Here is a 26,975-nt window from a genome sequence, read left to right on the forward strand (position 1 = left end):
TGATCCTTTAATGGTTCAGTCACTTTTTCTCTTTGATAATGCCTCTCCTGTAGGCTTCCAGAAGCCATTTTAATTCACTGATCCGCTCCTTCAGTGCCTTTCCATTGTCTGTATCCCCAACCAGGCGCCGTCTGGAAGTATAATGAACTGCCACACGGTTTGAAACAATGTCCTGTTCTCTGATCACTGCATCCTCTGCAGAAGTAAAAGGCTCATGGGCAGTCAGTGCCAGACCATAGGAATTATAGATCAGGGTATATCCGGCGATCCCCGTAACTTTCCGATAAGCTTTGGAAAAACCGCCATCGATCACGATCACCTTCCCACCACACTTCACGGGATTCTCTCCCTCTAGCTGATGCACAGGTACATGGCCGTTAATGATCCTGCCCTCTGCTCCGTCCAATCCAAATTCTTCCAAAATATGATCAACTACTTTTTCATTCTCAAGAAGGCGGTAATAAGCATTTTTATTCTCCTGATGAGTTCCCGGATCTTCTATATAGTACCGTTCAAAAGTAGTCATCTTATCTTTTCCGAAAAGCGGTGAATTAGGTGCTGCCCAGATGTACCACAGTATATCCCTGCTTTTTTCCAGTTCCTTATCATCCAATTCATAAAAAGCCCGTCTTGCATAGGATTCCAGGGTATCATAAAGGGCTTTTCCTTTGTATATGTTCCCATAGATCTGTACTTTCTTAAAGGATCCGTCTTCATTTAATGGAATGCTTCCATGAAACAGCAGATTCCCATTATATACCCTATAAAGCCCTCCTTTGTCAAGAAGAAAACGCATATGCTGTTGAAGCTTTGCACAATTAACAAAACCGGAAGTAAGCCGTTCCATCACTGTTTGTTCTTCTTTAGTAAGCTGATAAGGATGTGTCCAGTCCACAGTGGGAAAACAATTATCCAAAAGTGGATATTCTTTTCCGTCAGGAAGTGTAATCGTTCCTTTTTCCGGATGGATCCGATGAAGCAGGAGTCGATCTTCCATATCAAAGTCCGGATGGTTCATGATCAGCTGACCCTCCAGCTTGAACTGGATCACTGCAATGGCCTTATGCATTTTCCGGCTATATTCTTTTTCCATTGCATTGTAATTAGATGGACTGGAAATCCCTGAAAAAGCTATGCAGGGATCATCCCTATATGCTTCCATTGCAAAGGCTGCCAGCGGCATCATGTTAATCCCATAGCCATCCTCCAAAATATCCAGATTGCCATATCGGACACTATTACGGATCACAGTGGCAATACATGCCTGCTGTCCTGCAGCAGCTCCCATCCATACTACATCATGGTTCCCCCACTGGATATCCAGGGAATGGTAGGACATCAATCGGTCCATAATGAAATGGGGGCCAGGTCCTCTATCATAAATATCTCCAAGGATATGCAAATGATCCACTACCAGCCTTTGAATCAGTTCGCACAGAGCAATAATAAAGTTCTCTGCCCTGCCGATCTGAATGATGGTTTCTACAATCGCATCATAATAGGCTTCCTTGTCCAGAACCTCTGCCTTTTCAGTGATCAGTTCTTCAATCACATAAGCATAATCTGCAGGAAGGGCTTTTCTTACTTTGGATCTTGTATATTTGGAGGCTGTTGTTTTGCATACCTCGATCAGACGGTATAAAGTGATCTTATACCAGTTTTCCATATCCTCTTCCTGTTTTTTTACCAGTTCAATCTTCTCTTTCGGATAATAAATCAGCGTTGCCAGTGATCGTTTATCCTGATTGCTTAGGGTATGGCCAAACACGTCATCCACCTTCTTACGGACTGCCCCTGAGCCATTTCTCAGCACATGGGAAAAAGCCTGGTATTCACCATGAATATCAGAAAGAAAATGCTCTGTACCTTTCGGCAGGTTCAGAATAGACTGAAGATTGATGATCTCTGTGGACGCCTTCCCAATCGTTGGATAAAGCTCTGCAAGCCGCTGCAGATAGCGCAATTCTTCTGTGGTCATAGTCCCTCCCTACACCGCATTTTTTGAGAAATCAAACAGTGAGATCTGATTGGACTGAGGAATATCCCCAAATAACCCCAGATCGTCCATCAGATCGATCACTGTCTTACTTACCTTCGTCCTGTCACGGAAATCATCCTTTGACAGGAACTTTCCTTTTGCTGCTGCTTCTACAACAGCGTCTGCTGCCTTGTCCCCCAAACCGTCAATGGTATCCAGCGCAGGCATCAGCTTCTGATCCATGATCTGAAACCTGTGGGCCTTTGCCTTGTAAAGGTCAATAGGAACAAAGTCAAATCCTCTTGCATACATCTCCTGTACGATCCTCATATCCTTCAGGGTTGCCTGCTCCTTCTGGGTAGCCAGATCCCCTTTCTTACGGATCTCTGCCATATAGTATTCCAGTCTTTCTTTACCCATACACATCAGTTCATAGGAAAATGATGTGGCACGGATACTGAAGTAAGCTGCATAGTAAGCCAGTGGCTGGAAAACCTTAAACCAGGCAATACGGTAAGCCATCATAACGTAGGCTGCTGCATGAGCTTTTGGGAACATGTACTTAATCTTTTTACAGGACCAGATATACCAGTCCGGAACCCCGTGCTCTTTCATGGTTGTGATCCATTCATCACGCAGGCCTTTTCCTTTACGTACACTTTCCATGATGGTAAATGCCAGACCGCTTTCCACACCCTGTCCGATCAGATAGATCATAATATCATCCCTGGTACAGATAGCAGTGGAAATAGTGGCCTTTCCTTCTTCGATCAATGTCTGTGCATTGCCAAGCCACACATCCGTTCCGTGAGATAGTCCTGCAATACGGACAAGATCAGAGAAATACTTTGGTTTTGTATCAATCAGCATCTGCATGGCGAAGTCTGTACCAAACTCAGGAATCCCCAGACATCCCAGCTTACAGCCTCCGATATCCTCTGGCTTGATCTTTAATGCCTCTGTGCTGGCAAACAAAGACATCACTGCCTTGTCATCCAGCGGAACCTTCCTGGCAGAAAGACCTGTCAGATCCTCCAGCATACGGATCATGGTAGGATCATCGTGCCCCAGTATATCCAGCTTCAGAAGATTACCGTCAATAGAGTGATAATCAAAATGAGTAGTGATAAAACCACTGCTGGAATCATTTGCCGGATACTGTACAGGTGTAAATTTCTCAATCTCCTCGCCTTTTGGAAGAACAATGATCCCTCCAGGATGCTGTCCTGTGGTACGGCGTACTCCGGTACAGCCCTGCACGATCCTATTGATCTCACAGTACCGCTTATGCTGGCCTCGCTCTTCAAAATAATTCTTTACATAACCAAACGCTGTTTTATCAGCCAGGGTACCAATGGTGCCGGCCTTAAAGGTCTGGCCTTTTCCAAAAATCACCTCTGTATATTTATGTGCATTTGTCTGATATTCACCGGAAAAGTTCAGGTCAATATCCGGCTCCTTGTCTCCCTTGAATCCAAGGAATGTTTCAAATGGAATATCAAAACCCTGTTTTGTCATCTTTGTACCACACTTAGGGCAGATCCGGTCCGGCATGTCACAGCCTGCCATTCCAGCAAATTCCTTGATTTCAGGAGAATCAAAATCACTGTATTTGCATTCCGGATTAGGGCACAGGTAATGGGGCGGCAGAGGATTGACCTCTGTGATACCGGACATAGTGGCTGCAAGCGAGGAGCCAACCGATCCACGGGAACCAACCAGATACCCATCCTCATTGGACTTCCATACCAGTTTCTGTGCAATGATATACATCACCGCATATCCATTGGAAATAATAGAATGCAGTTCTTTCTCCAGCCGATCCTCCACAATGGCCGGCAGCGTCTCCCCGTACATTTCGTGAGCTTTCTTGAAACATATATCCTTCAGATCCCTGTCGGAATTTTCAATAACAGGCGGAAATTTGTCCGGATGGATAGGGGAAATTTTCTCAATCATGTCTGCGATCTTATTGGTGTTAGTGATTACCACCTCTTCTGCCTTTTCGCTGCCAAGATAAGAAAATTCTTCCAGCATTTCCTCTGTAGTACGAAGGTACAGAGGTGCCTGATTGTCTGCGTCCTTAAAGCCATTGCCAGCCATGATGATCCGTCTGTAGATCTCATCCTGAGGATCCATAAAATGCACATCACAGGTAGCCACTACCGGCTTATTAAACTGCTCTCCCAGCTTAACGATCTTCCTATTGATCTGGATCAAGTCTTCCTTAGAGTGGATGGTATCATTCTTCTCATCCTCGATCATAAACCAGTTATTTCCCAAAGGCTGGATTTCCAGATAATCATAAAAATTCACAAGTCTTGCGATCTCCGGCTCCGGTGCATTCCGAAGCAATGCCTGGTAAAGCTCACCGGCCTCGCAGGCGCTTCCAATGAGCAGTCCATCCCTGTGTGCTTCAAATACACTTTTGGGAACTCTTGGCTTATGGTTAAAATATTTGATATGGGACTGGCTTACCAGCTTGTACAGATTGATCCTGCCTGTTTCATTACGCATAAAGATCACGGCATGATAAGTGGGCAGCTTTTTGATGGTATCTGTAGAAACCTTTCCTTGTTCATTCAGCTGATCCACATCAAAAATATCTCTTTCTCTGCACATTTCCACAAATTTCTCGAAAATACGTGCCGTACACTCTGCATCATCCACTGCTCTGTGGTGATGATCCAGAGCCACGCCAGCTGCCTTTGCCACAGTATCCAGCTTGAAACGGTTCAAGGCAGGAAGAAGGAACCTGGCCATGCCAACTGTATCCACATAAGTAAAATCATGGGCTATTCCCAGCCGGTTGCAGTTTTCAATAATAAAGCTCATATCAAAATCAGCATTATGGGCTACCATGGTAGCTCCCTCACAAAATTCCAGAAATTTTGGCAAAACTTCCTGGATCTTTGGTGCTTCCATAACCATTGCATCATTAATACTGGTAAGCTGCTCGATACGAAATGGGATAGGCACCTCCGGATTTACAAAGGTGGAAAAACGGTCTGTGATCTTTCCTCCTTCTACCAGCACTGCACCGATCTCTATGATTCTGCAGGTAAGAGGTGAAAATCCGGTAGTCTCTATATCAAAAACAACAAAACGTCCATCCAGAGTCTGACCCTTTGGATTTGTAACCATACCTTTCAAGTCATCTACCAGATAGGCCTCCATGCCATACAATACTTTAAAATCCGAGTCCTTGGGTACACATCCGCCCCAGCTGTCAAAACAATGATTTGCTTCAGGAAATGCCTGCACTACACCATGATCCGTAATGGCAATCGCCGGGTGTCCCCATTCATATGCCCGTTTCACCAGTGCCTTGGCCTCGGTAACACCATCCATATCACTCATCTTGGTATGACAATGCAGTTCCACCCTTTTCTGTGGTGCTGTATCCATCCTTGTGCTGCGGAAATCTCCAATCTTCTTGATCCCACTTACAGAACCAATGGTCAGCTCACTGTCAAAACGGTCAATGGTGGTAACACCTTTCAGCTTAATAAAGGCTCCCTTTTTCAAATGCTCTGTTACTTCCGGCACCTGTTCATTTCGCAGGAACATTTTTACAGTGATGGAGTCTGTAAAATCCGTCACAGGGAAGATCAGAATGGTCTTTTCATTTCGGATCTCCCTTGCCTCCACATCCATTACCTGACCACGAATGGTCACCTCTCCCACAACTTCCACAATGGATTCCAGAGGAACAGGATCATTCTCCACATCCCTTCCATAGATAACATCCGGATTTGGATCCTTGCGGTAGCTTCCACGGTCGCCCCATTTACCTTTTTTCTCAAATGGCTTCTTCTCCTTAGGAGCCTGCACGGTTTTGCCTTTTGTTGTTTCACCGGATGCGGCCTTTTCCTGGCCGGAATCAGCTGTCTGTTTCTTTTCCTGGCTTTCGCTTTTTGTTTTCTCATCATCCAGCTTGGCATGGCGAAGCACATTCTCCACCTCCTGCTGGATCTGCAGGGCTGCGTTTTTACGGTATTTGCTTTCTCCTGTCTCAATAAAATCAATGTCTGCTTTCAGGTTCATACCACACCGTTCGCAGAAAACCTTATGAAAATACTCCAGCAGGATCTCACTTTTTTCCCTGGCGATCACAGAATCCGGCAGCTGCAGCTGCATCGTTTCCGCTTCCGGAAAGGTGATCTGTGCCCGCTTGAACAGATTGTATTCCAGCATATTATAATTTTTAAGTTCAAGCTCCATGCTGGAACGGTAAACCTCCATAAAATTCTCAGGAGTGTACTGCTCTGACAAATAGAACCGTTCGATCAAAGTAACACCCATGACGATCCCTGGGAAGCACTGTCTCTGGATCTGCTCTTCCAACTCAAAAATATGTTTCTTATGGATCCAGCGGCTGCTTTTAATGTATACTCGCAGCTGTGTCTTTCCAGCATTACAGGATACCTTTGTGACTATTACATCCTCAAGCAGCGCCTGAAGCTCTGTCTTTAATTTCAGTCCTGGAAATACATCAAAAAAAGACTTTTCCATTATTCACTCCAATTCATTAGCTCTTCCCGAAGAACAGCCAGAAGCTGGTCCTCCGGTATCTTACGTACAACTTCTCCTTTTTTGATCAGGAGTCCAACACCATCTCCGCCTGCAATACCGATATCTGCTTCCTTGGCCTCTCCAGGGCCATTTACCACACAGCCCATAACTGCTACTTTAATATCCAGTGGAATATCCTGAACCATAGTCTCTACCTGGTTGGCAAGACCGATCAAATCGATCCTGGTACGTCCACAGGTAGGACATGATACTACTTCCACCCCGCCTTTTCTAAGACCCAGCGTCTTCAGGATACGCTTTGCCGACTTCACTTCTTCTAAAGGTGCTCCTGTGAGAGATACACGTATCGTATCTCCTATACCCTGATATAAAATGATCCCAAGTCCGATGGCTGACTTGATATTTCCCGAATAAAGAGTACCTGCCTCTGTGATTCCCACATGCAAAGGATATCTGGTCTTTTGTACGATCAGCTCATGAGCCCTGGCGCACATCTGTACATCTGATGACTTAATACTGATCACCAGATTGTCATATCCAAGATCTTCTATGATATGCACCTTATCCAGTGCGCTTTCCACAAGCCCCTCTGCTGTCACCCCGTGGTATTTCTCTACCAGATCCTTTTCCAGGGAACCACTGTTTACGCCTACACGGATGGGGATATTCCTCTCTTTTGCCACATCTACTACTGCTTTGATCCTCTGGATGCTTCCAATATTTCCCGGGTTGATCCGAATCTTATCAGCACCGTTTTCCATAGCTGCAATGGCCAGTCTGTAGTCAAAATGGATATCTGCCACCAACGGGATATGGATCTGTTTTTTGATCTCCTTTAATGCCAGTGCAGCTTCCATGGTAGGTACAGCACAACGGATAATATCACATCCTGCTTTTTCCAGGGCAAGGATCTGTGCTGTGGTTGCCTGTACATCTTCTGTCTTGGTATTGGTCATGGACTGGATCAGTATAGGATTTCCTCCACCGATCTTCCTGTTCCCAATCTGTATTACTTTTGTATGCTCTCTATATGTGCTCATTTTTATCTGCCTTTCTGAACAAAGCGGACAAGTCCGCTTCAAACTCCCAGGACCTCTCAATTTTTGAGGAACCTGTTACGCTTTGTGCGTCCAGAAAGGGGCTGCTGCATATATGTGCCACAACCCCTTTCCGGATAATGAATGATTACTTACGGATCTCCAAAAGCTTGCTCTTAAGCTCTGCTTCCATACGCTGCATCTCAACCTCTGCCTGCTGACGCTTGATCCTGCCTTCTTTCTGGATCCTCATCACATCATCCAGAGTCTGGATCAGATCTGCATTTGTTTTCTTTAATGTTTCTATATCAACGATCCCGCGCTCAGATTCTTTTGCTGTCTCCACAGATGCCATATGAAGGGCTTCCGCATTCTTCTTCAAAAGCTCATTGGTCAGGTCTGTCACTTTCCGCTGTGCATTTGCTGCTTCTGTAGAATGGGCAATACCAAGTGCCAGCACCATCTGGCTCTTCCATAAGGGAATGGTATTTACAATGGTAGTCTGTATCTTCTCAACCATAGTGGTATCGTTATTTTGTACCAGACGGATCTGTGGTGCAGTCTGCATTGAAATGGTTCTTGTAAGCTCCAGGTCATGCAGCTTCTTCTCAAACCGGTTACATTTACTATCCAGATCCTTTGCTTCCTGGGCATCCTGGGCAGATCCGCTGATCTGAGCCTTGGTTTCCAGCTGTGACAGCCGGCCGTTCCGCACTTCCTCCAGCTTCTTCTTACCTGCCAGGATATACATGGTAAGCTCTTTATAATAGTTCAGGTTCTGCTGATACATCTTATCCAGCATAGCAGAATCCTTCATAAGACGGATCTGGTGCTCCTGGAGGGAATCAACGATCTTCTGTACATTCACCTCTGCCTTGGCATAACGGTTCTTCATTGCCTCAATCTTATTGCTCTGTTTCTTGAAAAAGCCGAAAATCCCTTTCTCCTCAGTGGCGTCAAAATCACGCAGTTCTCCTACTACCTCTGCGATCAGATCTCCTGCTTCTCCCAGCTCCTGGGTCTTTACATTTGCAAGGGCTGCATCTGAAAAATCCGCCATCTTCTTCTGGGTACCTGCACCATACTGAAGGATCTGGTTGGTATTCTCAATATCGATCCTGGCTGCAAAATCAGCCACCAGCTTTTGTTCTTCCGGTGTAAGAATCGTCTCCTCCATCTCTTTCTTTACTGCAGCTTCTGCAGGCTCTTTCTCCACTTTCGGTGTCTCTTCCTGTCCGAAATCCGGCTCCAGTGTCAGTGTTGGTGCTTCTGTTTCAAAATCTTTAAAATCTTTTTCCATTACGTTCTCCTCTTTCCTTTTACTTTTTGAATGCCTTGTATATCTCCGACTTCCGGCAAAAAACATGCCAAAACTCTTGGTCGGATACTACCTGCCAGATAATTACAGTGCATCTTTTTTCCGCATCTTTGTAAATTCATCCTCTGTCAGGCCTTCCTGTGCCAACACCGTATGTAATACGGAAATATCACTGGACACATCCATGGCTGTATCTTCAAAAATAGAATCCAACAGCTTCTCAAAAGCTGTATTCAGGGTGTCAATAGTCTTCTCGATCTCAAGCTTGGAGTTCTGGATATTCTCTCCCTGGACAGGCTGGCTGTCCATATCCTCATATGCATCCAGCAGCTTCACTGTGGTAGGAAGATAATAATCCATCAGCCTTTTCAGATCTGGAATCACCTCCGGATGTTCCTGCACCCGCTCAAAGATCTTGCGGACGATCAGTTCCATACGGGAGATCTTGGCTGATATTTCTTCTCCTGGGATAGCATCATTACTCCTGTGGATCTTGTCAATAAACTGATTTCCCCGATCAAGCACCTCCTGCACCTGGGCGCTTACTGCCCCGGCTGACGCCTTCTTCTCTTCTTCCTTCCGTGCTGAAGCTGCCCGCTCTTCAAGAGCCTGCTGGGTCTGTATATACTGCTGATAAGTTTCATCGCTGGTGATCAGACAAGTCTGCTGCTGATCCACATGACCTTCCAGGAACCATCCTTTACCAATCATCTTCTTAATGTCTTTTTTTACGTATTTTACAGGCTTGCCTGCGATCCTGGCCAGCTGGTCAAAATTGCAGTATGTTCTCTGACCAAGGGCACGGATATACTTGTTGAAACGTCCAACCCTGCCGATCCGGCTACATCCTTCCTTAAGAAGCACTGCACCAGCTGCGGTAAAGGCGCCAAGGGTCACTGCAGTGCTCATCGTAACTGCTGCCCCTGCTGCTGCCGCAATTTCTGCTACAAGAAAAGCAACACCAAAGCCGGCAGTAAAAACACCGCCGAAAACAGTCATCAGGATCCCTTTGGCGCGCTCACCCCCGGTCTTCCTGTAAAGCCCTGGCATGGATAAGCCATATCCGCTTTGTTTGTGCATTCTCGGTGGGATCCCCTGAGATCTGCCAAAAGGCGGCTGCTGGTATCCATGGTCTTTATGCGTCTCATAGGCTCTGGCATTATGCTCCGGGTTCTCATTTGTCCGGTAATCCTGCGTCTGACCGCCTCCGAAAGCACCGTTCAGTACACCCTTTAATGCCTCGCTGCCGGAATCAATAGCCTTATTTACTGTCTGATTAATATTCCTGCTGAGCTTTCGGTAATCCTGCTCGTTCACTGCACTGTTAATAATGTCCTGGATCTTTGCGCCCAGATCATCCCACTCCTGATGTTCCATGTATTCCTCCAATCAGGCTTTCCTATTTCTCCACGTTGCCTGTATGATTTTCATTATAGCGAAATCAATAAAAAAAAACAAGAGAGCGAACATGAAATTACAGTTTTGCTATTGAATTTGACACGTAAAAGTTTTACAATGTGAAAGAATAAACACAGTATCATTCTTTTAATGAAAGATAAAGGCAGGGAACTGTGAATTTGTATTAAGAGGAGGCTCTTTGGTTATGGAAAAAAAGAACATCGACTGGGGCAATCTTGGCTTCGGCTATGTAAAAACCGATTATCGTTATGTATCTAACTTTAAAAACGGCGCATGGGATGAGGGTGGTCTGATCACAGATGATACTGTCACCATCAGCGAATGTGCAGGTGTACTTCAGTATGCACAGACTGTTTTTGAAGGTATGAAAGCTTATACTACAGAAGACGGCCATATCGTTACTTTCCGTCCTGACTTAAACGGAGAGCGTATGGAGAATTCCGCCAGAAGACTGGAAATGCCGGTTTTCCCAAAAGACCGTTTTGTAAAGGCTGTTGTTGAGACGATCAAAGCCAATGCTGCTTATGTTCCGCCTTATGGTTCAGGCGCTACTTTATATGTACGTCCTTATATGTTCGGTTCCAACGCAGTGATCGGTGTAAAGCCGGCTGACGAATATCAGTTCCGTGTATTCACCACACCTGTTGGTCCATACTTCAAGGGCGGTGCAAAGCCTATCACCATCCGTGTCAGTGATTTTGACCGTGCTGCACCATGCGGTACAGGCCATATCAAAGCAGGACTGAACTATGCAATGAGCTTACATGCCATTGTAGATGCCCACAAACAGGGATTTGATGAGAATATGTACCTGGATTCCAAAACACGTACCAAGGTTGAGGAGACCGGCGGAGCAAACTTTATCTTTGTCACAAAAGACGGAAAGGTGGTTACTCCTAAGTCTGACAGCATTCTTCCTTCCATCACACGCCGTTCCCTGATCTATGTTGCACAGCATTATCTTGGACTGGAAGCAGAAGAAAGAGAGATTTACTTTGATGAAGTGAAAGATTTCGCAGAATGTGGTCTTTGCGGTACTGCTGCAGTGATCTCTCCTGTAGGAAAGATCGTAGACCATGGCAAAGAGATCTGCTTCCCAAGCGGAATGGAAAAAATGGGACCTGTTACCCAGAAACTGTATGAAACACTGACAGGTATCCAGATGGGCCGGATCGAAGCTCCAGAAGGCTGGATCCAGGTGATCGAATAAGCCCATATATAATTCCAATATATGCATACAAAAAGGAGCCGTACGGCTCCTTTTTTGCTGGTTTTATTTACATCTTTCGTAACGGACAAAACGATATTCCAGATCAAAGTATGTCTGCTCTTCGCTTTCTGCTGCCACCTGCCACTGGGGCATCTCGTCCAGATTGGGAAAATACCTGTCTGCTTCATAAGCAAAGTCAATCTTCGTCACCTGAGCAGTATCACAATATGGCAAAAGCATTTTGTATACACTGTCACCGCCGATGCAGTAAACCTGATCCTTTGGATATTTCTTTATTTCCTCCAGAAGCTCCTGAAGGCTGTGCACAACAATAGCACCTTTTACCTGATAATCCGGATTTCCGGAAAGGACAATATTAGTACGATTCTTTAATGGCAATCCTCCAGGAAAGCTTTCCAGAGTCTTCCTTCCCATTACAACTACCTTGCCGGAAGTCTCCGTACGGAACATTTTCATGTCTGCCGGAATACTGACCAGAAGATCATTATTCTTTCCTATTCCCCAGTTTTTATCTACTGCAACAATCATTTTCATGATAACTTTTCCTCCTGTGATAATTATTATACAGCAATCGGTATATTCTTGATCTGCGGCCAGGTCTGATAATTCTCCACGATCAGGTCATCTGTAGTAAAATCATAAAAATCTTTGATCTCAGGATTCAGTTTAACCATAGGCGCCGGATATGGAGTCCTGGCGATCAGTTCCTTAACTACAGGAATATGCCGATCATAAATATGACAGTCAGCGATCACATGTACCAGTTCTCCTGCCTCCATATCACATACCTGAGCGATCATCATCAACAAAATAGAATACTGGCATACATTCCAATTATTGGCAGCCAGAATATCCTGGGATCTCTGATTCAGCACTGCATTCAGAGTAAGCCTGTCCTTGCCCGGCTCCTTGGTCACATTAAAGGTCATGGAATAAGCGCATGGATATAGATTCATCTCATGAAGATCCTGGTGTACATAAATATTGGTCATGATCCTGCGGCTGTAAGGATTATTCTTAAGATCATACAGTACACGATCTACCTGATCCATCATCCCCTCTTTGTACTGGTGCTTCACACCCAGCTGATAACCATAAGCCTTGCCAATGGATCCGTTCTCATCTGCCCAACTGTCCCAGATATGGCTGTGAAGATCCTTAATATTATTAGATTTCTTCTGCCAGATCCACAGGATTTCATCCATAGCACTTTTCAGTGCAGTCTTACGAAGGGTCAGTGCAGGGAATTCCCTGCGAAGATCGTACCGGTTCACTACGCCAAATCGTTTAATAGTGTAAGCGGACGTACCGTCTTCCCATACAGGACGTACCTTTTCCCCTTCTGTGCTGGTACCATTCTGGATCACATCCTGACACATCTTTATAAACACTTCATCTGCATAACTCATCTTCATATACCTCCAGATCCTCTGCTTATGTCACACATATCATTCATTTAAGCCTGGCATCATTATATAAAAAAAGGCGGTGCAGTTCAACATATTTCTTTACATCTGATTTATCAGGTGTTATATTAATAGCCATGAAAAAGCTGATGATTACTTTACTGAAGCCCCTTTCTTTTCTTCCGGCGATCCTGATGATGTATGTAATCTATTCTTTCTCCGCCCAGACCGGGGAGGTGTCCGGGCAATTAAGCTACAAGATTTCATACAAGATCGTTGAAACAAAGAATCAGCTTCTGAATGAGAACAAAAGCAGTGCAGAGCTTGCCGTTTCTGCAGATACTATCCATTTTTATGTACGTAAGGCAGGTCATATGACCGAATATTTCCTGCTTGCTGTAGCCATCTCCTTCCCGCTTTACGTTTACGGTGTGCGTGGGATCTGGCTGGTGATCCTGGCAGGCATTATATGCGTAGGCTTTGCAGGCCTGGATGAATACCACCAATCCTTTGTGGCTGACCGTGGTCCTTCCCTGCGGGATGTAGGGATCGACAGCATAGGCGCATTGATTGGAATCCTGATGGTGCAGGCTTTTTGCTGGTCAACCCTGCACAATCCCCAAAAAAGAACATAGCCCAAATGCAAAGATGCTGTATCTTTACAGTCTCCAAAGGTTCTGTAAAGATACAGCATCTTTTTTACTTCCAGGATTCCGGATGGCATCCAGGGCAGAGTATGTCTGCCTTTGTTCTTCCGGTCATTCTTCAGTCTTTTCCTGTTCCTGCTCTTCTGGCTGTGCTTCAGTTTCTGCCTCTTCATTCAGATCTTTCACCAGATTGGCTCTGTCTGAAATGGATTTTTTGGCATTTCCTGCTGCAGCAGCTTCTTTTGCAAGACGGGCCTTTTCTTCGGCTTCTTTTGCACGCTTTTCTTTGTCATCTTTGATCACGTTTTTACCGCCGTAGAAAAGCATACCTGCCCCGATCACCAGGAATGCAATACCTGCAACCATAAAGTACCAGGCACCCCCATCTACGCCATCAATGACATTTTTACACAACTTATAGCCTGTATAAAGCAGGTATATACCTGCCAGACACATCAGCATACAGCTTCGCACAGGCAGACCACTTTGATTCTGGTTTTCTTCGCCTGTATTTTGGTTTTCCTCTTTTCTTGGTTCTTCCAATCCCTTATCCTCCTTTATTTATGACACAGCAAACTGACTTTCATACAGACCTGCATAGAATCCTCCCTTTGCAAGCAGTTCTTCATGTCTGCCCTGCTCAATGATGTTCCCATCTTTCATTACAAGGATCCTGTCTGCTTCCTGTATGGTGGACAGACGGTGTGCAACGATAAAACTTGTTCTTCCTTCCATCAGCTCTGCAAAAGCCTGCTGGACCTTTATCTCTGTACGTGTATCGATAGATGAGGTAGCCTCATCCAGGATCAGCATAGTAGGACGCATCAACATGACGCGGGCAATGCACAGAAGCTGCTTCTGTCCCTGAGAAATATTACCACCGTCTTCTGTGATCACAGTATCATACCCCTGGGGCATACGCTTAATAAAACTATGGGCATGGGCATGCTTTGCAGCTTGGATCACTTCCTCCATAGATGCATCCGGCTTACCATATGCAATATTCTCACGAATCGTACCTGCTTTTAACCAGGTCTCCTGAAGTACCATACCAAAATTCCTGCGAAGGCTGTCTCTGGTAAGTTCTCTTATAGGATGGCCGCTTACTACGATCTGTCCTTTATCCACATCATAGAATCTCATAAGAAGATTGATCATCGTAGTCTTTCCACATCCGGTAGGTCCTACAATGGCAATCCTCTGTCCTGGCTTTACATCAATGGAAATATTCTGAAGAAGCGGAACTTCTTTTCGGTAGGAAAAAGAAATGTTCTCCACATTTACACTTCCATCTGCTTTTTCCAATTCTACAGCGTCAGCCACATCTGGCTCCTGTGCCGGTGTATCAATAAAATCAAAAATCCTTTTTGCACAGGCAAGAGCATTTTCCAGCTCTGTCACCACACCTGAAATCTCATTAAAAGGCTTTGTGTACTGATTGGCATAATTCAGGAAGCTGGTCAGCTGTCCCACACTCATACCGCCACGCATAACCACAAAAGCTCCAAAAATCCCTACGCTGGTGTATACCAGGCCATTTACAAAACGGGTAGATGGATTTGTAATGGATGAAAAGAAAATAGCCTTGATCCCACATACACGAAGTTCTTCATTTACTTTTCCAAACCGTTCCCTGGCACGCTCCTCGTAGGAAAAAGCCTGTACCACCTTCTGGTTCCCCACAAGCTCTTCCACAAGGGAAGTCATCTCAGCCCGCTTCTCAGACTGCTCTTTAAACATCTGAAAGGTCCTGCCTGCAATAAAGCTGGCAACAAATAAAGAAACCGGTGTAAGCAAAATAACGATTAAAGAAATCTTCACACTGATGGACATCATAAAACCAATGGTTCCTAAAATGGTGATCACACCTGTAAAAAACTGGGTAAAGCCCATAAGAAGACCATCGGAAAACTGACTTACATCTGCAACGATCCTGCTTAAAATATCACCAGGCTGGTTGCTGTCAATATAGGAAACCGGCACCTCCTGCAAATGGGAAAATGCCTGACTGCGGATATCCTGTACCACTCCATAGGTTACCTGGTTTGTAAGAAGGTTCATGATCCATTGCGTGACAGCCGTTCCAAGCACAACCATTGCCAAAGTACCAAGGATCCTGAGCAATGCTTTTGTTTTGATATTCCCGGGCCCGATAATGGTATCAACTCCCTCACCGATCAGAATAGGTGTATACAGGGTAAAAGCCACTGTAAAAAGAGCCATGAGAAGCATCAGGATGATCTTTCCTTTGTAAGGACTGATAAACTTCAACACCCTTCTCATTGTATCTTTGTTCTTTCCCATTATCGGTTCACCTCCTGTTCTGATAATTGTGACAGACAGATCTCGCGGTAAACCTGACAGGATTCCATCAATTCTTTGTGTGTTCCTACACCAGCCAATGCCCCGTCATCCAACACCAGGATCTTGTCAGCCTGTTTGATGGATGTTGCTCTCTGTGAAACAATAAATACGGTCATCCCCTTTGTCTGCTCATGAATCGCATGACGAAGGGCTGCATCTGTGGCAAAGTCAAGAGCAGAAGCACTGTCGTCCATAACCAGGATCTCAGGCTTTCCTACAAGAGCACGGGCAATCGTCAGCCTCTGTCTCTGGCCTCCGGAAAGGTTGGCACCACCCTGGCTGATCATGGTATCCAATTTTTCAGGCTTACTATCTACAAAATCCTTTGCCTGGGCAATGGAAAGAGCCAGATCGATCTGCTGGTCTGTTGCGTCTGCTTTGCCCCATTTCATATTATCACGGATGGTGCCTTTAAACAACACTGCATGCTGAGGAACCATTCCTATCTTTGTGCGAAGCTGTGCAAAAGGATATGCCTTTACAGAATTACCGTCGATCAGGATCTCTCCCTGTGTTACATCATAAAATCTGGGGATCAGATTCACAAGGGTAGACTTTCCACAGCCTGTACCGCCAATGATACCTATGGTCTCCCCAGGCTTTGCTGTAAAGGAAATCCCTGTTAACGCCGGTACCTGACTGTCGGCATAGGTAAAGGTCACATTGCGAAACTCAACCCTTGCTGTATCTGCCTTATCCTTCTGTGCATTGGTGCCCTCATCTGTAAGAGTAGACTGGGTATCCAGCACCTCATTAATACGTACAGCAGAAGCCATGGCCTTTGTCACTGCAACGATCAGGTTGGCAAGCGCGATCAGTGCGATCAGGATCTGGTTCATGTAATTTACAAGAGCCACTACCTCACCCTGACTGATAATCCCGTTTCCTACTTCGATCCCACCGTACCACAAAATAGCAATAATCGCAAAATTCATGATCACAGTTGTTGCCGGATTCAGAAGTGCGGAAATCTTTCCTGCACGGATCTGGATGGCTGTATACTGGTCATTTACTTCTGAAAAATCTTTGTTTTCTTCATACTGTCGTCCAAAAGCACGAACTACCCTGGCACCTACATGATTCTCCCTGGTGATCAGCGAAATCCGGTCCAGGGAAGCCTGTGCCTTTTTGTAAATAGGTACCGTCCATTTCATGATCAGGTAGATCACAATGGAGATCACAGGTACTGCGATCAGAAAAATAACCCCAATCCTTACATTAATAGTAAAGGACATGATCACTGCTCCCACCACAATAAAAGGTGAGCGCAGGAACAGACGCAGAACCATATTTACACCAGTCTGTGCCTGATTAATATCACTGGTGATCCTGGTTACAAGCGTAGGTGTACCAAGCCGGTCAAGTTCCCGGTATGAAAGGCTGCTGATATGTGAAAACATCTCCCTGCGAAGAGCCGTACTAAAACCTGTGGCTGCCTTTGCAGCAAAATACTGTGCTGTAAGTGCACACACAAGTCCGATCATGCCTAACAGCACCATGATCACGCACTGATGCCAAATATAGGCAGAATCTTTATTCTTGATCCCTATGTCCATGATCCCGGCCACCACCAACGGAACGATCAGTTCAAAAGTAGCTTCCAGCATCTTAAACAAAGGAGCCAGAAAAGTTTCCTTCCCATAGCCTTTCAAAAACCGTATTAATTTTTTCATTCTTTTTTATTGCTCCTGGATTCTTCCATAAATTTTTGTCATCCGGCGCATACGTTTGATGGTCTCTTCGTCAAACTGACCCTTTGTCAGTCTCCATTTCCAGTTGTTGCCTAAAGTAGATGGAGTATTCATCCTTGCTTCATTGCCCAGGCAAAGATAATCCTGTACTGGAATCACCGCCAGATCTGCCACACAGGACATGGCTTCACGGATCATCCCCCATACACACTCATCGGCACTTTTCCCTTTGCATCCTGTATATTCCCTGGCAAAAGCTGCATCATGACGACTTAAGTCACGGTACCAGCCCTTTGTGGTCTCATTATCATGAGTACCTGTATACACCACACAATTATGATCATACTTATAAGTAAGATAAGCGCTATTCTCACTTTTGTCAAATGCAAATTGTAAAACCTTCATGCCGGGAAAACCGGATTTCTTCAGCATCTGAAGAACTGTATCTGTCAGGTATCCCAGATCCTCTGCAATCACATTCAAATGACGGATATTTTTTCTAAGGACTTTAAACAGTTCCAGTCCTGGACCCTGCTCCCACTTTCCGAATTCTGCGGTAGAATCACCATATGGAATCGCATAATATTCATCAAAACCACGGAAATGATCGATCCTGACCATATCATAAATTTCCATGCAATGGCTCATTCTCTGGATCCACCACTGATATCCTGTCTCTTTATGATAACCCCAGTTATAAAGAGGATTTCCCCACAACTGACCTGTTGCGGAAAAAGCATCCGGTGGACAGCCAGCTACCGCTACCGGCTGATTCTCTTCATCAAACTGGAACAGCAATGGATTGGCCCATGCATCTGCCCCATCAAAGGCTACATAGATTGGCAGATCTCCGATGATCTCCACGCCCTTTTTGTTGGCATAAGTCTTCAGTGCACTCCACTGTTTGTAAAACCAGTACTGCTGGAAACGGTAGAACTGGATCTCATCAGCCAGACGCTCCTTTGCCTGATCCATGGCCTGCGGATCACGTACCTTTAACTCCTTTGGCCATTCATTCCAGCCAATATTGTCTTGCTCATTTTTGATAGCCATATAAAGGCAGTAGTCCTCAAGCCAGAAGCTATGCTTCTTTACAAATTCCTGGAAATCTGCGTCTTCTTCACAGTTATATTTCTCGTATGCTTTTCTCAGCAGACGAAAACGGGAATTGTACATCTTTTCATAATCTACGTAACTTTCACTTCCGCCCCAGTCGCAGCTGCTGCATTCCTCTTCTGTAAGAAGTCCAAGAGAGATAAATGCTTCAAGATCTATAAAATAAGGATTTCCTGCAAATGTGGAAAAGGCCTGATATGGGGAATCTCCATATCCGGTAGGTCCCAACGGCAGGATCTGCCAGTATTTCTGTCCTCCTTTTGCAATCTGGTCTACAAATTCATAAGCTTCTTTTGAAAAGCATCCGATCCCGTAATCGGATGGAATGCTGGATATCGGAAGTAATACTCCACTGGCTCTCATTTGTTGTTCCTCCTGTTTATTAAAATTGACATACCGATTAATTATAACAATCCCATGATTGCAGGTCAATATTGCTATTTTTAGCTTTATGTAAGAAATCCATGAAACTGGGAAACATGACAAATGCAGGCAGAGGGAAACCTATCCTCTGCCTGTGACCATACCAGCTCGCCCTGCCTATCATCACTGGATGCTTTTTTACCACAGCTTACCAGAAAAGCTACACATACCAGCACAAGAAGCAGGATCCATCCTTTTTTCTTCATCTGTTTTCCCCTTTTGGATTGTTTCTATACCTTCATTATTTGCAAACAGATGTTTCTTTATTCATTTTTAAAAAAGTTTCTTTTTGATATATACGGAAATATCGTGGTAAACTTTTTCTTTTCCTTTTTCATTAAGGATCTCATGACGCATTCCAGGATATATTTTCCCTTTTACATCCAGATACCCGGCGTGACGCATAGCCTGCACGGATTTTGCAAAATGACGCACATTGACCATACAAGGATCATCCCCTCCGCTGATAAACAGTACTGGCATTTTAGGCTTTCTGCATTCCCAATGTTTTACATCGTAAGCCCGTTTCATTAGTTCAAATAAAGTAATAAAACCATCATCTGTAAAGGTAAAACCACAGTAGTCTGACTGGTGATAAGCATCACATACTTCCTTGTCTGAGCAGATCCAGTCCTTACACTGCTCATCTTTCAGGAATTTTGCATAATAAGAAGCAAAGGACATTGTCTCTAAAAGCTTGCTTTTATGATCCATCCCGCAAAGCTTCCCCTCTACTTTTGCTATGGCTGTGCCTAATGGCCTGGCTACATTTTTACTTGGAGAGCCACATACGATCAGCATATCCATACAATCATCATGCTCTCTTGTGTAAGCACGTACTGCCAGTGATCCCATGCTGTGCCCCATCAGGATCAGGGGCAGATCCGGAAATCTTTCTCTTAGTCCCTGGTTCACAGTATGAATGTCTAACAAAAGTGCATCTGCACCGCCACCATACATGTGCCCCAGGTCTTCTTTTCTCCGCACACTTTTCCCATGGCCTCTGTGATCATGGATGATCGTCAAAAAGCCTTGCTGTGTCATGTATTCCATAAATGGAAGATATCGTTCTTTGTGTTCGGCCATGCCATGGACCAGCTGCAGGATTCCTTTGTAAGGGTGTGCATTCGGAATCAAAGCAAGTACCGAGATCTCCAGCCCGTCTGCCTGGGAATAAAAGCTTCCTTCATATTTTTTGCTCATGTTCTTCCCCTTTCTGCGCCTTGTGTAGATATTAATTATTATAAAGGTGCTGCGTTGCCATTGTCAACGGATTCTGGTATAATGGGGGCGGTTGGGATACAGTAAAGTAACGATTGGCAAATGTTTCGTTGAGTTATCGAGACGTGTGTAATAATAAAATAATAATGCAGAAAAGATATGTCTTATATATCAGGGCTTCGTTTTCGGATTTCTCCCGTACGCTTATTATCTCTGTCATTTGCCAAACTCACGCCTACGGCGTTCAGACACGGCAAATAACAGAGAAGCTAGCCCGGTCGAAATCTGCGAAAGCCTCGCATGATATATAATCCATATACTTTTCTGCTTATACCGAACACTACTCTGTATCAAATGTTCAGTTTGCCAATGGTTATTTTACTGTATCTGTGGTATGATTTGTTGACTGTGTAAATTTTATCAGGAGGTATTATGGACGATAATAAATACGATGAGCAGTTAGGTGATATGGCTGAGGAGGACAATAGCGTCCCGGATATTGAAAACAATGAGAACACCCCAGATATTGAAGATAACGAGAACACCCCAGAGGTTAAAGATAACGAGAACACCCCAGAGGTTGAAGATGACGGTTACACCCCAGAGGTTAAAGATAACGAGAACACCCCAGAGGTTGAAGATGACGGTTACACCCCAGAGGTTAAAGATAACGAGAACACCCCAGAGGTTGAAGATGACGGTTACACCCCAGAGGTTGAAGATGACGATTACACCCCGGATGTTGAAGATGAGACTGAAGAATCTGACGCCGAGGATAAGGATGTAACGGTTGATGAGCCAGTTTTATCGGGGCGAAAGCGCAAGAAAAAGAAGCGTACTGGTCTGATTTTGTTTTTGCTGGTTCTGATTCTGGCAGCTGGCGGGGCTGTCGGTTATTATATGTATCTGCGCACTCAGCCTCAGGAGGCTGTGGAGGAATATCTGTCAGCTGTTCAAAGGCTTGATTTTACCGCAATGGAGGGTATGCTGCAGAGCAATGACCTTTCTGCACTGGATGATGCTGATCTGCGAAATGAAGCTTATACAGAGTTTTTCAAAAGCATTAACGAGAAGATGACCTTCAAGATCATCCGTAATGATTTCAGCCTGAATAACGGTACTGCCCGGATCACTGCCCGGATCCATTATATTGACGGCACTGAGATTTATAAGGAAACCGTCATCGAGTTTCTCCGTCAGATTGCTTCTAAGGCTCTTTCCGGCGAAAGTCCCACTCAGGAGGATGCTCAGACTCAGCTTGCTTCCATCCTTTGTGAAAAAGTAAAAACCACAACACCGGTTTACAGTGAAACAGATATTCTTTATCCGGTGATCAAAACGGATGATACCTGGAAGATTGTTTCCCTGGATGATGCAACGGTAAAGCTTATGTCTGCCAATGTTAAAAATATAGAAAATGAGATCAACCAGACTTTGGACGGCTCAGCGCAAAATACGTCAGATGATCCTGCTGCTTCCGGTACCGATGGAAGCCAGACAGATTCTATTGACATGACAACTACTAATTTCCAGATCCGTTATACCAGACATCAGACAACAAATGATTATGCAGGAAATCCCTGTCTGCTTGTTTACTATGATTACACAAACCTGAGTTCTGTACCTTCCAGTGCAATGGTGGATGTTTCTCTTAGTGCTTACCAGAATGACACGGTTTTGTCCGCTGCTATTCCGGATACCAATGATGATGCCCTTGACCATTATATGGCTGAGATCCAGCCTGGTGAAACGGTCAGCGTATGCCAGGCCTTTTCCCTGAATGATACCAGTGATGTTACTCTGGTCGCTGGAGAAGGTTTAAGCTTCGGCGGCGGTGCTACTACTTCCCAGATTCTAAAGTTGCAATAATTCAAGTCGAGCAGCCGCGAGACTTGGCGCGTGATTCTGGTCAGCGTAAGCTGACATATTCTTTACAGAATCACTGCGCATCCTTGCGGAGCGTTTATCTCAGTCGGAGATTGGACTCCCACTGAGACGAACTTGCTGTTACTCACCACCTGAAAGAGGTGGGAGTCTTCTCGACTGAGATAAAAAACTGTGGCTTATCTGATTTTGAGCAATAATCAGGTAAGTCACAGTTTTTTATTCTGTATGATATTCTTTTAGCTTTTTTCTGCAATTTCTGTAGTCTGGGCAGTATTTTTCCACTTCCTCCCAAAATCGCTGGGAATGGTCCATATGCCGCCTGTGAGCCAGTTCATGGACTACCACATAATCCAGAAGTTCTTCTGGCAGGTAATACAGCAGATAATTAAAATTCACATTCCCTTTGGAGCTGCAGCTTCCCCATCTTGTTTTCTGATTGCGGATGGTGACCTTTCCCACCTGTACATTCATAATTCTGCAGTAATATTCTACTCTCTCTGCAATTTTTCCCACAATATTTGTCTTGTCTGCTGCTGTCAGGCTGGTAACTGGTGGAGCCGGCACTTTTTTCCCTGAATCTGTATTTCTCGTTTCCCCATATTTTTTTAAGATCCATTCTTCATGTTCTTTTACAAAGTGAACCAGTTTAGGATCTGACAGACTGTAGGGAATCCGCGCATATATATTGCCTGTCTGTTTCACTTCCAAACCAATGGTCTTTCGACCGGAACGTACTACCTGAACCTTCAGTTTTTCATTTTGATTTTGGATATATATTTCTGTAAGCACGTTTCCTCCTGTATATTTCTGTACATAGTTTCACCGAGATCCGGGAATACTGAGGGCAGGAACGAGTAAACCTGCCTCGTTACAGAAAGGATGGTATTTATGGGTAATAAATTTATGCAATATTTTTCTCTGACTTTAGTAGTGATTGGTGCCATTAACTGGGGATTGATCGGATTCTTTGACATTAACCTGGTGGCATTGCTGTTCGGAAGCATGTCCTGGCTTTCCAGGATCATATATGCATTGGTAGGCCTTTGCGGCCTGTATCTGCTGAACTTCTACAGCTTGGTTGCCACAGAAGGCCAGGAAGGTTGAAATAAGTAATAGATTCAAGTCGAGCATCACTTATAAAATCTACCATACAATTCAAAAATGCATCTACAGGATTCCGATTTTCAAAGACTGAATCCTGCAGATGCGTTTTTTCTTGTAGTAATCTTTGTTTCAAAGTATAACTATCAAATCTAATCAAACGGATATTCTGCAATTCCTTTCGCTACTTGCTCATAATAACAAGAACAGGGCAGAAATTCAACTACTACTCTGTTTTCTACCCTGCTCAAATGCTTATTTATACATTACCAAACAGATTCTATACTTTTCAAATACAACTTCGCCATCAGATGATGTGGATCCAGTTGCAATGTTTCTTTCAGGCACTCAACTGCTTTCTTAGTATTTCCAAGACCCATATTTCCAAGACCCATAAGGAAATAGCAATGAGCTTTGTTTTTTTTGGTAAAATCTTCTTTAAAAATTAACAGATCCGGATATGATACTGCAAAGTAATCCATTTTAACTTTGTCATAAATATGTGCCTCACCGTAGCTAATCAATTTGTAAAACCTGGAGTTCGATGCTGCCTTCTCTCCCAGTTCCAAAAGAGCCATACCTTGGAACATTATCATGTCTGCTGGCTGATCATTGTAGAACATCATACCTGCCGGTTCAGAAGTACCTGTGCTGGCTTTATCAAACAATTCTTTGGATTTTTCAACATTACCAAGTGCCTTCTCCGCCAGTCCCATATAATAATAAATATGATTATCTTTTGTTCCTTCCAGTTTACCTTCTCCAAGATTTTCCGGATAAGTAATTGCTTTTTCCAAAAGTGCTTTTGCACTAGCAAAATTTTCTTTTACGATTGCTTTTTTTGCCAGTTCTACCAAAGAAGTGGTATATTGAGTTGTAACTTTTCCTTCCCCACCTTCCCATGGATGGAACTTACGTCCCATCAAAAGTTCATATGCCTTTTCATGGTGACCTACAAAATTCTGCATTGTAATATATTCAATAAACACATCATCTCTTTTCGCAAACGTTTCCGGATATTTTTCATAAAATGCAATCCTATTTTCCACAGAATAACCAAGTTTCTTATATAACTGATCCAGTTCCAGGAAAATACGTGCATCTGTAGTATCCAGAAAAAAGGCTTTTTCCAATACTTCTTTTGCTTTTTCCGGCATGTTGCTCTGATTATAATAAACCAGGGACAAGTTTCGTAGTACTGTTGGATAAGTATCATCCAGCTTTGTGGAAGCCTCCCATGCATCCTGTGCTTTTCCATACTGACGCTTGTCATACCAGATATTCCCGATGTAATAATATGCTTTTGGTAGCTGTGGTTGTAGTTTTATTGCTAATTCCAGTACTGCAATATCTTCCAGACTGTTTGGAAAACAGCAAAATGGATTTATTTTATCAGCTATAATCACCTTTTTCTTTGCAGTTTCTGTATTTCCCATATCCATCAGACAAGCAGCTCTATAATAATCTAGCATTGGCCATTGTACATCACACAGATTCAAAATGCCAATTGCCTCTTCAAAACATCCGCTTTCTCTATAATCAATGGCTGCTTGAATAAAGTTCTGTGGAAAATTGCGCATCTGAATCTTCAATGCCTGCTCTTTTATAGCTTTTTCTTCTCCTTCGGTCAGAAGAACTGCTTCATAACCAGATACATAGTCAAATGGATCTATCTTAAGATTTTCTGCAATCCACTGTTTTGCTTCTTCGATTTTTCCAAGCTTTCTTAAAATTATTGCCTTCAAACCACGTGCTTTAACATTATGACTATTCTTTATCAGACCTGTTTCAATCAGTTCCAATGCCTGTGAAAATTTTTCTTGCTTTGTTGCAATAGCAGCAAGAAAATAGAAAGACATCCCCTGCTGTTCATTGGACCAAGTAGCCTTGAAGAATGCATCGTAGGCCTCATCATAACGTCTTTGATAGAATAAAGTCAACCCAAGATCATAATAAGCTTCACTGTTGTATGGGTTGGGATTTTTCCAGGTCATACGCTCCAGAGCTTTGCGAAAATACTTCTCACTCTCTGTCAGCAGGCCACGGCGGAACAGAAGCATGCCATAGGCAGTATTTAGACGGACATCTCCTTCATCACGTTTCAGACCTTCCAGATAATAGTCGTCCGGGAGATAGGTTGCGTGGCGGTACTGTTCGATGTGCAGTCCTGTCAGATACAGTTCTTCGCAGGTTTGGATTTCTTTCGGGTCTTTTGCTGCTTTTGCAGGCTCAGGGATCTTTGCAATCTTTTCTTCCAGTGGAGTAAATTCTACAAGTTCTCTGCCATCTGCACTGAACACACGGACAGTAATGTCTGTCTTATTCTCTACTGGAAGGCTGAGTTTCTTCTCATATACAGCTACAGGAGAAATATCTGCGATTTCCTCGAATACCTCTTCACCCTTCTTCTCCAGAACTATTCTTGCATTCTTTTCCACTCCTGTTGCATAAACACACAAAGAAATTTCATCGTTTTCAATTTCCATGTTTATCATTGCATCAATAGTGGCGTTCTTTACATAGCCCACTTTCTTGTATGGCATAAAGTACTGCTTAAATGTCTTTTCTTCAAATGGTTTTAACCAGGAAAAATCTGGCTGGTTGTCTGTGTAAACACCGGTCATCAACTCAATATACGGACCATCTTCATCTGTAAGATTGCGATCCCAGGCCCTTCCGAAATCTCCACACCCCCATGTCCACTGTTTCTTACCAGGAGAAATATGGTGGTCTGCTACATGAAGAATTCCTGCTTCTTCTCTATAATCGTATCCTCCTACGAAATCAAAGTTGGATTTCTCTGCCATGTAAGATGTAGGAACCGGAATATTTTTATATCTGGAAATATCCACACCTGCACTGTAGTCATGTTTATAATATACACCCGTAGCGATTGGAAATTTAGATACATCACGTTTTCCATGATCCATAACAGCATGTACATCTGGTGGGAAAACAGATTGTGTATAGTCGTTTACAGGTACTGCCGGGTTCGCCCACCACAGGAAAGTTTGCGCCATTGGTGTACGGTTGTAAAGCTGTCCGCGAATCTCAATATATGCTTTGTCCGGATATAAAGTAAAGGATGTGATACCTTTAGTTCCGTACATTTGATCTACGTCATTGACCATCACGGTCTTGCTGCCATCCTTGTGTTCTGTCATGGTATAATCTACCGGTAGATAAGTTGTTGGGCGGTGATGTTGCGGCCAATTAAACTCAATTCCTCCGGAAATCCATGGTCCTGTCAGGCCAACCAGTGCTGGTTTAATCACATGATTATAATATACAAAATCATAATTATTAGTCTTATCATAGGCCCGCTGAATTCTTCCTCCCAGCTGTGGCAACACCATTACCTTCAAATATTGATTTTCCAGATATAACGCTTTCCAGATCTTATCATGTTTTTCATCTTCTATTGTTTCAATTACCGGATACGGGTACACTCTCCCTGAACTCCCCTGATAAACTCGTTTTTCTGAAAAAATAGGATTCTTCTCTGCCACACCAATTTCATAAGTAGGAATGAGCACATCTTCCTCCCAGATTTTTACTGTTTCCATAGGAACCTCCTTATCTTTGCTATACTTCGTTTGT

General features: G+C 43.9%; 19 protein-coding genes. 4 read left to right on the forward strand and 15 right to left on the reverse strand.

Annotated features, from left to right (window positions below; translation table 11 throughout):
- Positions 1–19 precede the first annotated feature (19 nt).
- From G5B11_RS03620 to G5B11_RS03640, 5 genes are all read right to left on the reverse strand, one after another.
- Positions 20–1,978 carry a fructose-1,6-bisphosphatase gene (locus tag G5B11_RS03620; RefSeq protein WP_173726918.1) on the reverse strand — a complete coding sequence of 653 codons (1,959 nt, stop codon included), beginning with the start codon at positions 1,976–1,978 and terminating at the stop codon, positions 20–22.
- Between the two features lie 9 nt (positions 1,979–1,987).
- Positions 1,988–6,493: a PolC-type DNA polymerase III gene (locus G5B11_RS03625; RefSeq protein WP_173726919.1), complete on the reverse strand. Its 4,506-nt coding sequence runs from the start codon at positions 6,491–6,493 to the stop codon at positions 1,988–1,990.
- Positions 6,493–7,554 (reverse strand): flavodoxin-dependent (E)-4-hydroxy-3-methylbut-2-enyl-diphosphate synthase, encoded by a 1,062-nt coding sequence (gene ispG / locus G5B11_RS03630; protein ID WP_173726920.1) that lies wholly within the window; start codon positions 7,552–7,554, stop codon positions 6,493–6,495. The genes G5B11_RS03625 and ispG overlap by 1 nt, the downstream gene beginning before the upstream one ends.
- A 145-nt stretch (positions 7,555–7,699) precedes the next feature.
- Positions 7,700–8,851, reverse strand: coding sequence for a toxic anion resistance protein (locus G5B11_RS03635; RefSeq protein ID WP_173726921.1), 1,152 nt, complete (start codon positions 8,849–8,851; stop codon positions 7,700–7,702).
- Positions 8,852–8,953: 102 nt separating this feature from the next.
- Positions 8,954–10,246, reverse strand: a complete 1,293-nt coding sequence (locus G5B11_RS03640) for a 5-bromo-4-chloroindolyl phosphate hydrolysis family protein (protein WP_173726922.1) — start codon at positions 10,244–10,246, stop codon at positions 8,954–8,956.
- Positions 10,247–10,472: 226 nt separating this feature from the next.
- Here G5B11_RS03640 and G5B11_RS03645 point away from each other — a divergent pair, with 226 nt between their 5' ends.
- Positions 10,473–11,498, forward strand: coding sequence for a branched-chain amino acid aminotransferase (locus G5B11_RS03645; protein WP_158421306.1), 1,026 nt, complete (start codon positions 10,473–10,475; stop codon positions 11,496–11,498).
- A 63-nt stretch (positions 11,499–11,561) separates the two neighbouring features.
- Here the strand turns inward: G5B11_RS03645 and G5B11_RS03650 are convergent, their stop codons facing one another.
- Together G5B11_RS03650 and thyA are read right to left on the reverse strand one after the other, a co-directional pair.
- The gene (locus G5B11_RS03650; RefSeq protein ID WP_173726923.1) at positions 11,562–12,053 is read right to left on the reverse strand and encodes a dihydrofolate reductase; all 492 of its coding nucleotides are present in this window, start codon (positions 12,051–12,053) and stop codon (positions 11,562–11,564) included.
- 26 nt (positions 12,054–12,079) lie between these two features.
- On the reverse strand, positions 12,080–12,928 hold the full coding sequence (thyA, locus tag G5B11_RS03655) for a thymidylate synthase (RefSeq protein WP_173726924.1): 849 nt from the start codon (positions 12,926–12,928) through the stop codon (positions 12,080–12,082).
- A 134-nt stretch (positions 12,929–13,062) separates the two neighbouring features.
- On the opposite strand from thyA, the gene G5B11_RS03660 reads away from it, so the two are divergent.
- The gene (locus tag G5B11_RS03660) at positions 13,063–13,560 is read left to right on the forward strand and encodes a VanZ family protein (RefSeq protein WP_158421303.1); all 498 of its coding nucleotides are present in this window, start codon (positions 13,063–13,065) and stop codon (positions 13,558–13,560) included.
- 123 nt (positions 13,561–13,683) lie between these two features.
- Here the strand turns inward: G5B11_RS03660 and G5B11_RS03665 are convergent, their stop codons facing one another.
- From G5B11_RS03665 to G5B11_RS03690, 6 genes are all read right to left on the reverse strand, one after another.
- Positions 13,684–14,115, reverse strand: coding sequence for a DUF308 domain-containing protein (locus tag G5B11_RS03665; RefSeq protein WP_191868057.1), 432 nt, complete (start codon positions 14,113–14,115; stop codon positions 13,684–13,686).
- Between the two features lie 18 nt (positions 14,116–14,133).
- Positions 14,134–15,876: an ABC transporter ATP-binding protein gene (locus G5B11_RS03670; protein ID WP_158421301.1), complete on the reverse strand. Its 1,743-nt coding sequence runs from the start codon at positions 15,874–15,876 to the stop codon at positions 14,134–14,136.
- Entirely contained in the window at positions 15,876–17,609 is a 1,734-nt protein-coding gene (locus G5B11_RS03675) for an ABC transporter ATP-binding protein (protein WP_173726925.1), read from the reverse strand. The genes G5B11_RS03670 and G5B11_RS03675 overlap by 1 nt, the downstream gene beginning before the upstream one ends.
- Positions 17,610–17,615: 6 nt before the next feature.
- Complete coding sequence (gene malQ / locus G5B11_RS03680; RefSeq protein ID WP_330603049.1) at positions 17,616–19,229, reverse strand: 4-alpha-glucanotransferase; 1,614 nt, start codon at positions 19,227–19,229, stop codon at positions 17,616–17,618.
- Positions 19,193–19,372 carry a hypothetical protein gene (locus G5B11_RS03685; RefSeq protein ID WP_158421298.1) on the reverse strand — a complete coding sequence of 60 codons (180 nt, stop codon included), beginning with the start codon at positions 19,370–19,372 and terminating at the stop codon, positions 19,193–19,195. The genes malQ and G5B11_RS03685 overlap by 37 nt, the downstream gene beginning before the upstream one ends.
- Positions 19,373–19,439: 67 nt before the next feature.
- Positions 19,440–20,369, reverse strand: a complete 930-nt coding sequence (locus G5B11_RS03690) for an alpha/beta fold hydrolase (RefSeq protein WP_173726927.1) — start codon at positions 20,367–20,369, stop codon at positions 19,440–19,442.
- A gap of 450 nt (positions 20,370–20,819) precedes the next feature.
- Here G5B11_RS03690 and G5B11_RS03695 point away from each other — a divergent pair, with 450 nt between their 5' ends.
- Complete coding sequence (locus tag G5B11_RS03695) at positions 20,820–22,256, forward strand: DUF5067 domain-containing protein (RefSeq protein WP_244092902.1); 1,437 nt, start codon at positions 20,820–20,822, stop codon at positions 22,254–22,256.
- A 234-nt stretch (positions 22,257–22,490) separates the two neighbouring features.
- Here the strand turns inward: G5B11_RS03695 and G5B11_RS03700 are convergent, their stop codons facing one another.
- Positions 22,491–23,063 carry a M48 family metallopeptidase gene (locus G5B11_RS03700; RefSeq protein ID WP_330603052.1) on the reverse strand — a complete coding sequence of 191 codons (573 nt, stop codon included), beginning with the start codon at positions 23,061–23,063 and terminating at the stop codon, positions 22,491–22,493.
- A 99-nt stretch (positions 23,064–23,162) separates the two neighbouring features.
- Here G5B11_RS03700 and G5B11_RS03705 point away from each other — a divergent pair, with 99 nt between their 5' ends.
- Complete coding sequence (locus G5B11_RS03705) at positions 23,163–23,378, forward strand: DUF378 domain-containing protein (protein ID WP_173726928.1); 216 nt, start codon at positions 23,163–23,165, stop codon at positions 23,376–23,378.
- A 263-nt stretch (positions 23,379–23,641) separates the two neighbouring features.
- Here G5B11_RS03705 and G5B11_RS03710 read toward each other — a convergent pair whose 3' ends face one another.
- Entirely contained in the window at positions 23,642–26,941 is a 3,300-nt protein-coding gene (locus tag G5B11_RS03710) for a DUF5107 domain-containing protein (RefSeq protein WP_173726929.1), read from the reverse strand.
- Positions 26,942–26,975: the final 34 nt, after the last annotated feature.

The organism is Blautia glucerasea (genome assembly GCF_013304385.1).
GTDB lineage: Bacteria > Bacillota > Clostridia > Lachnospirales > Lachnospiraceae > Blautia_A > Blautia_A ammoniilytica.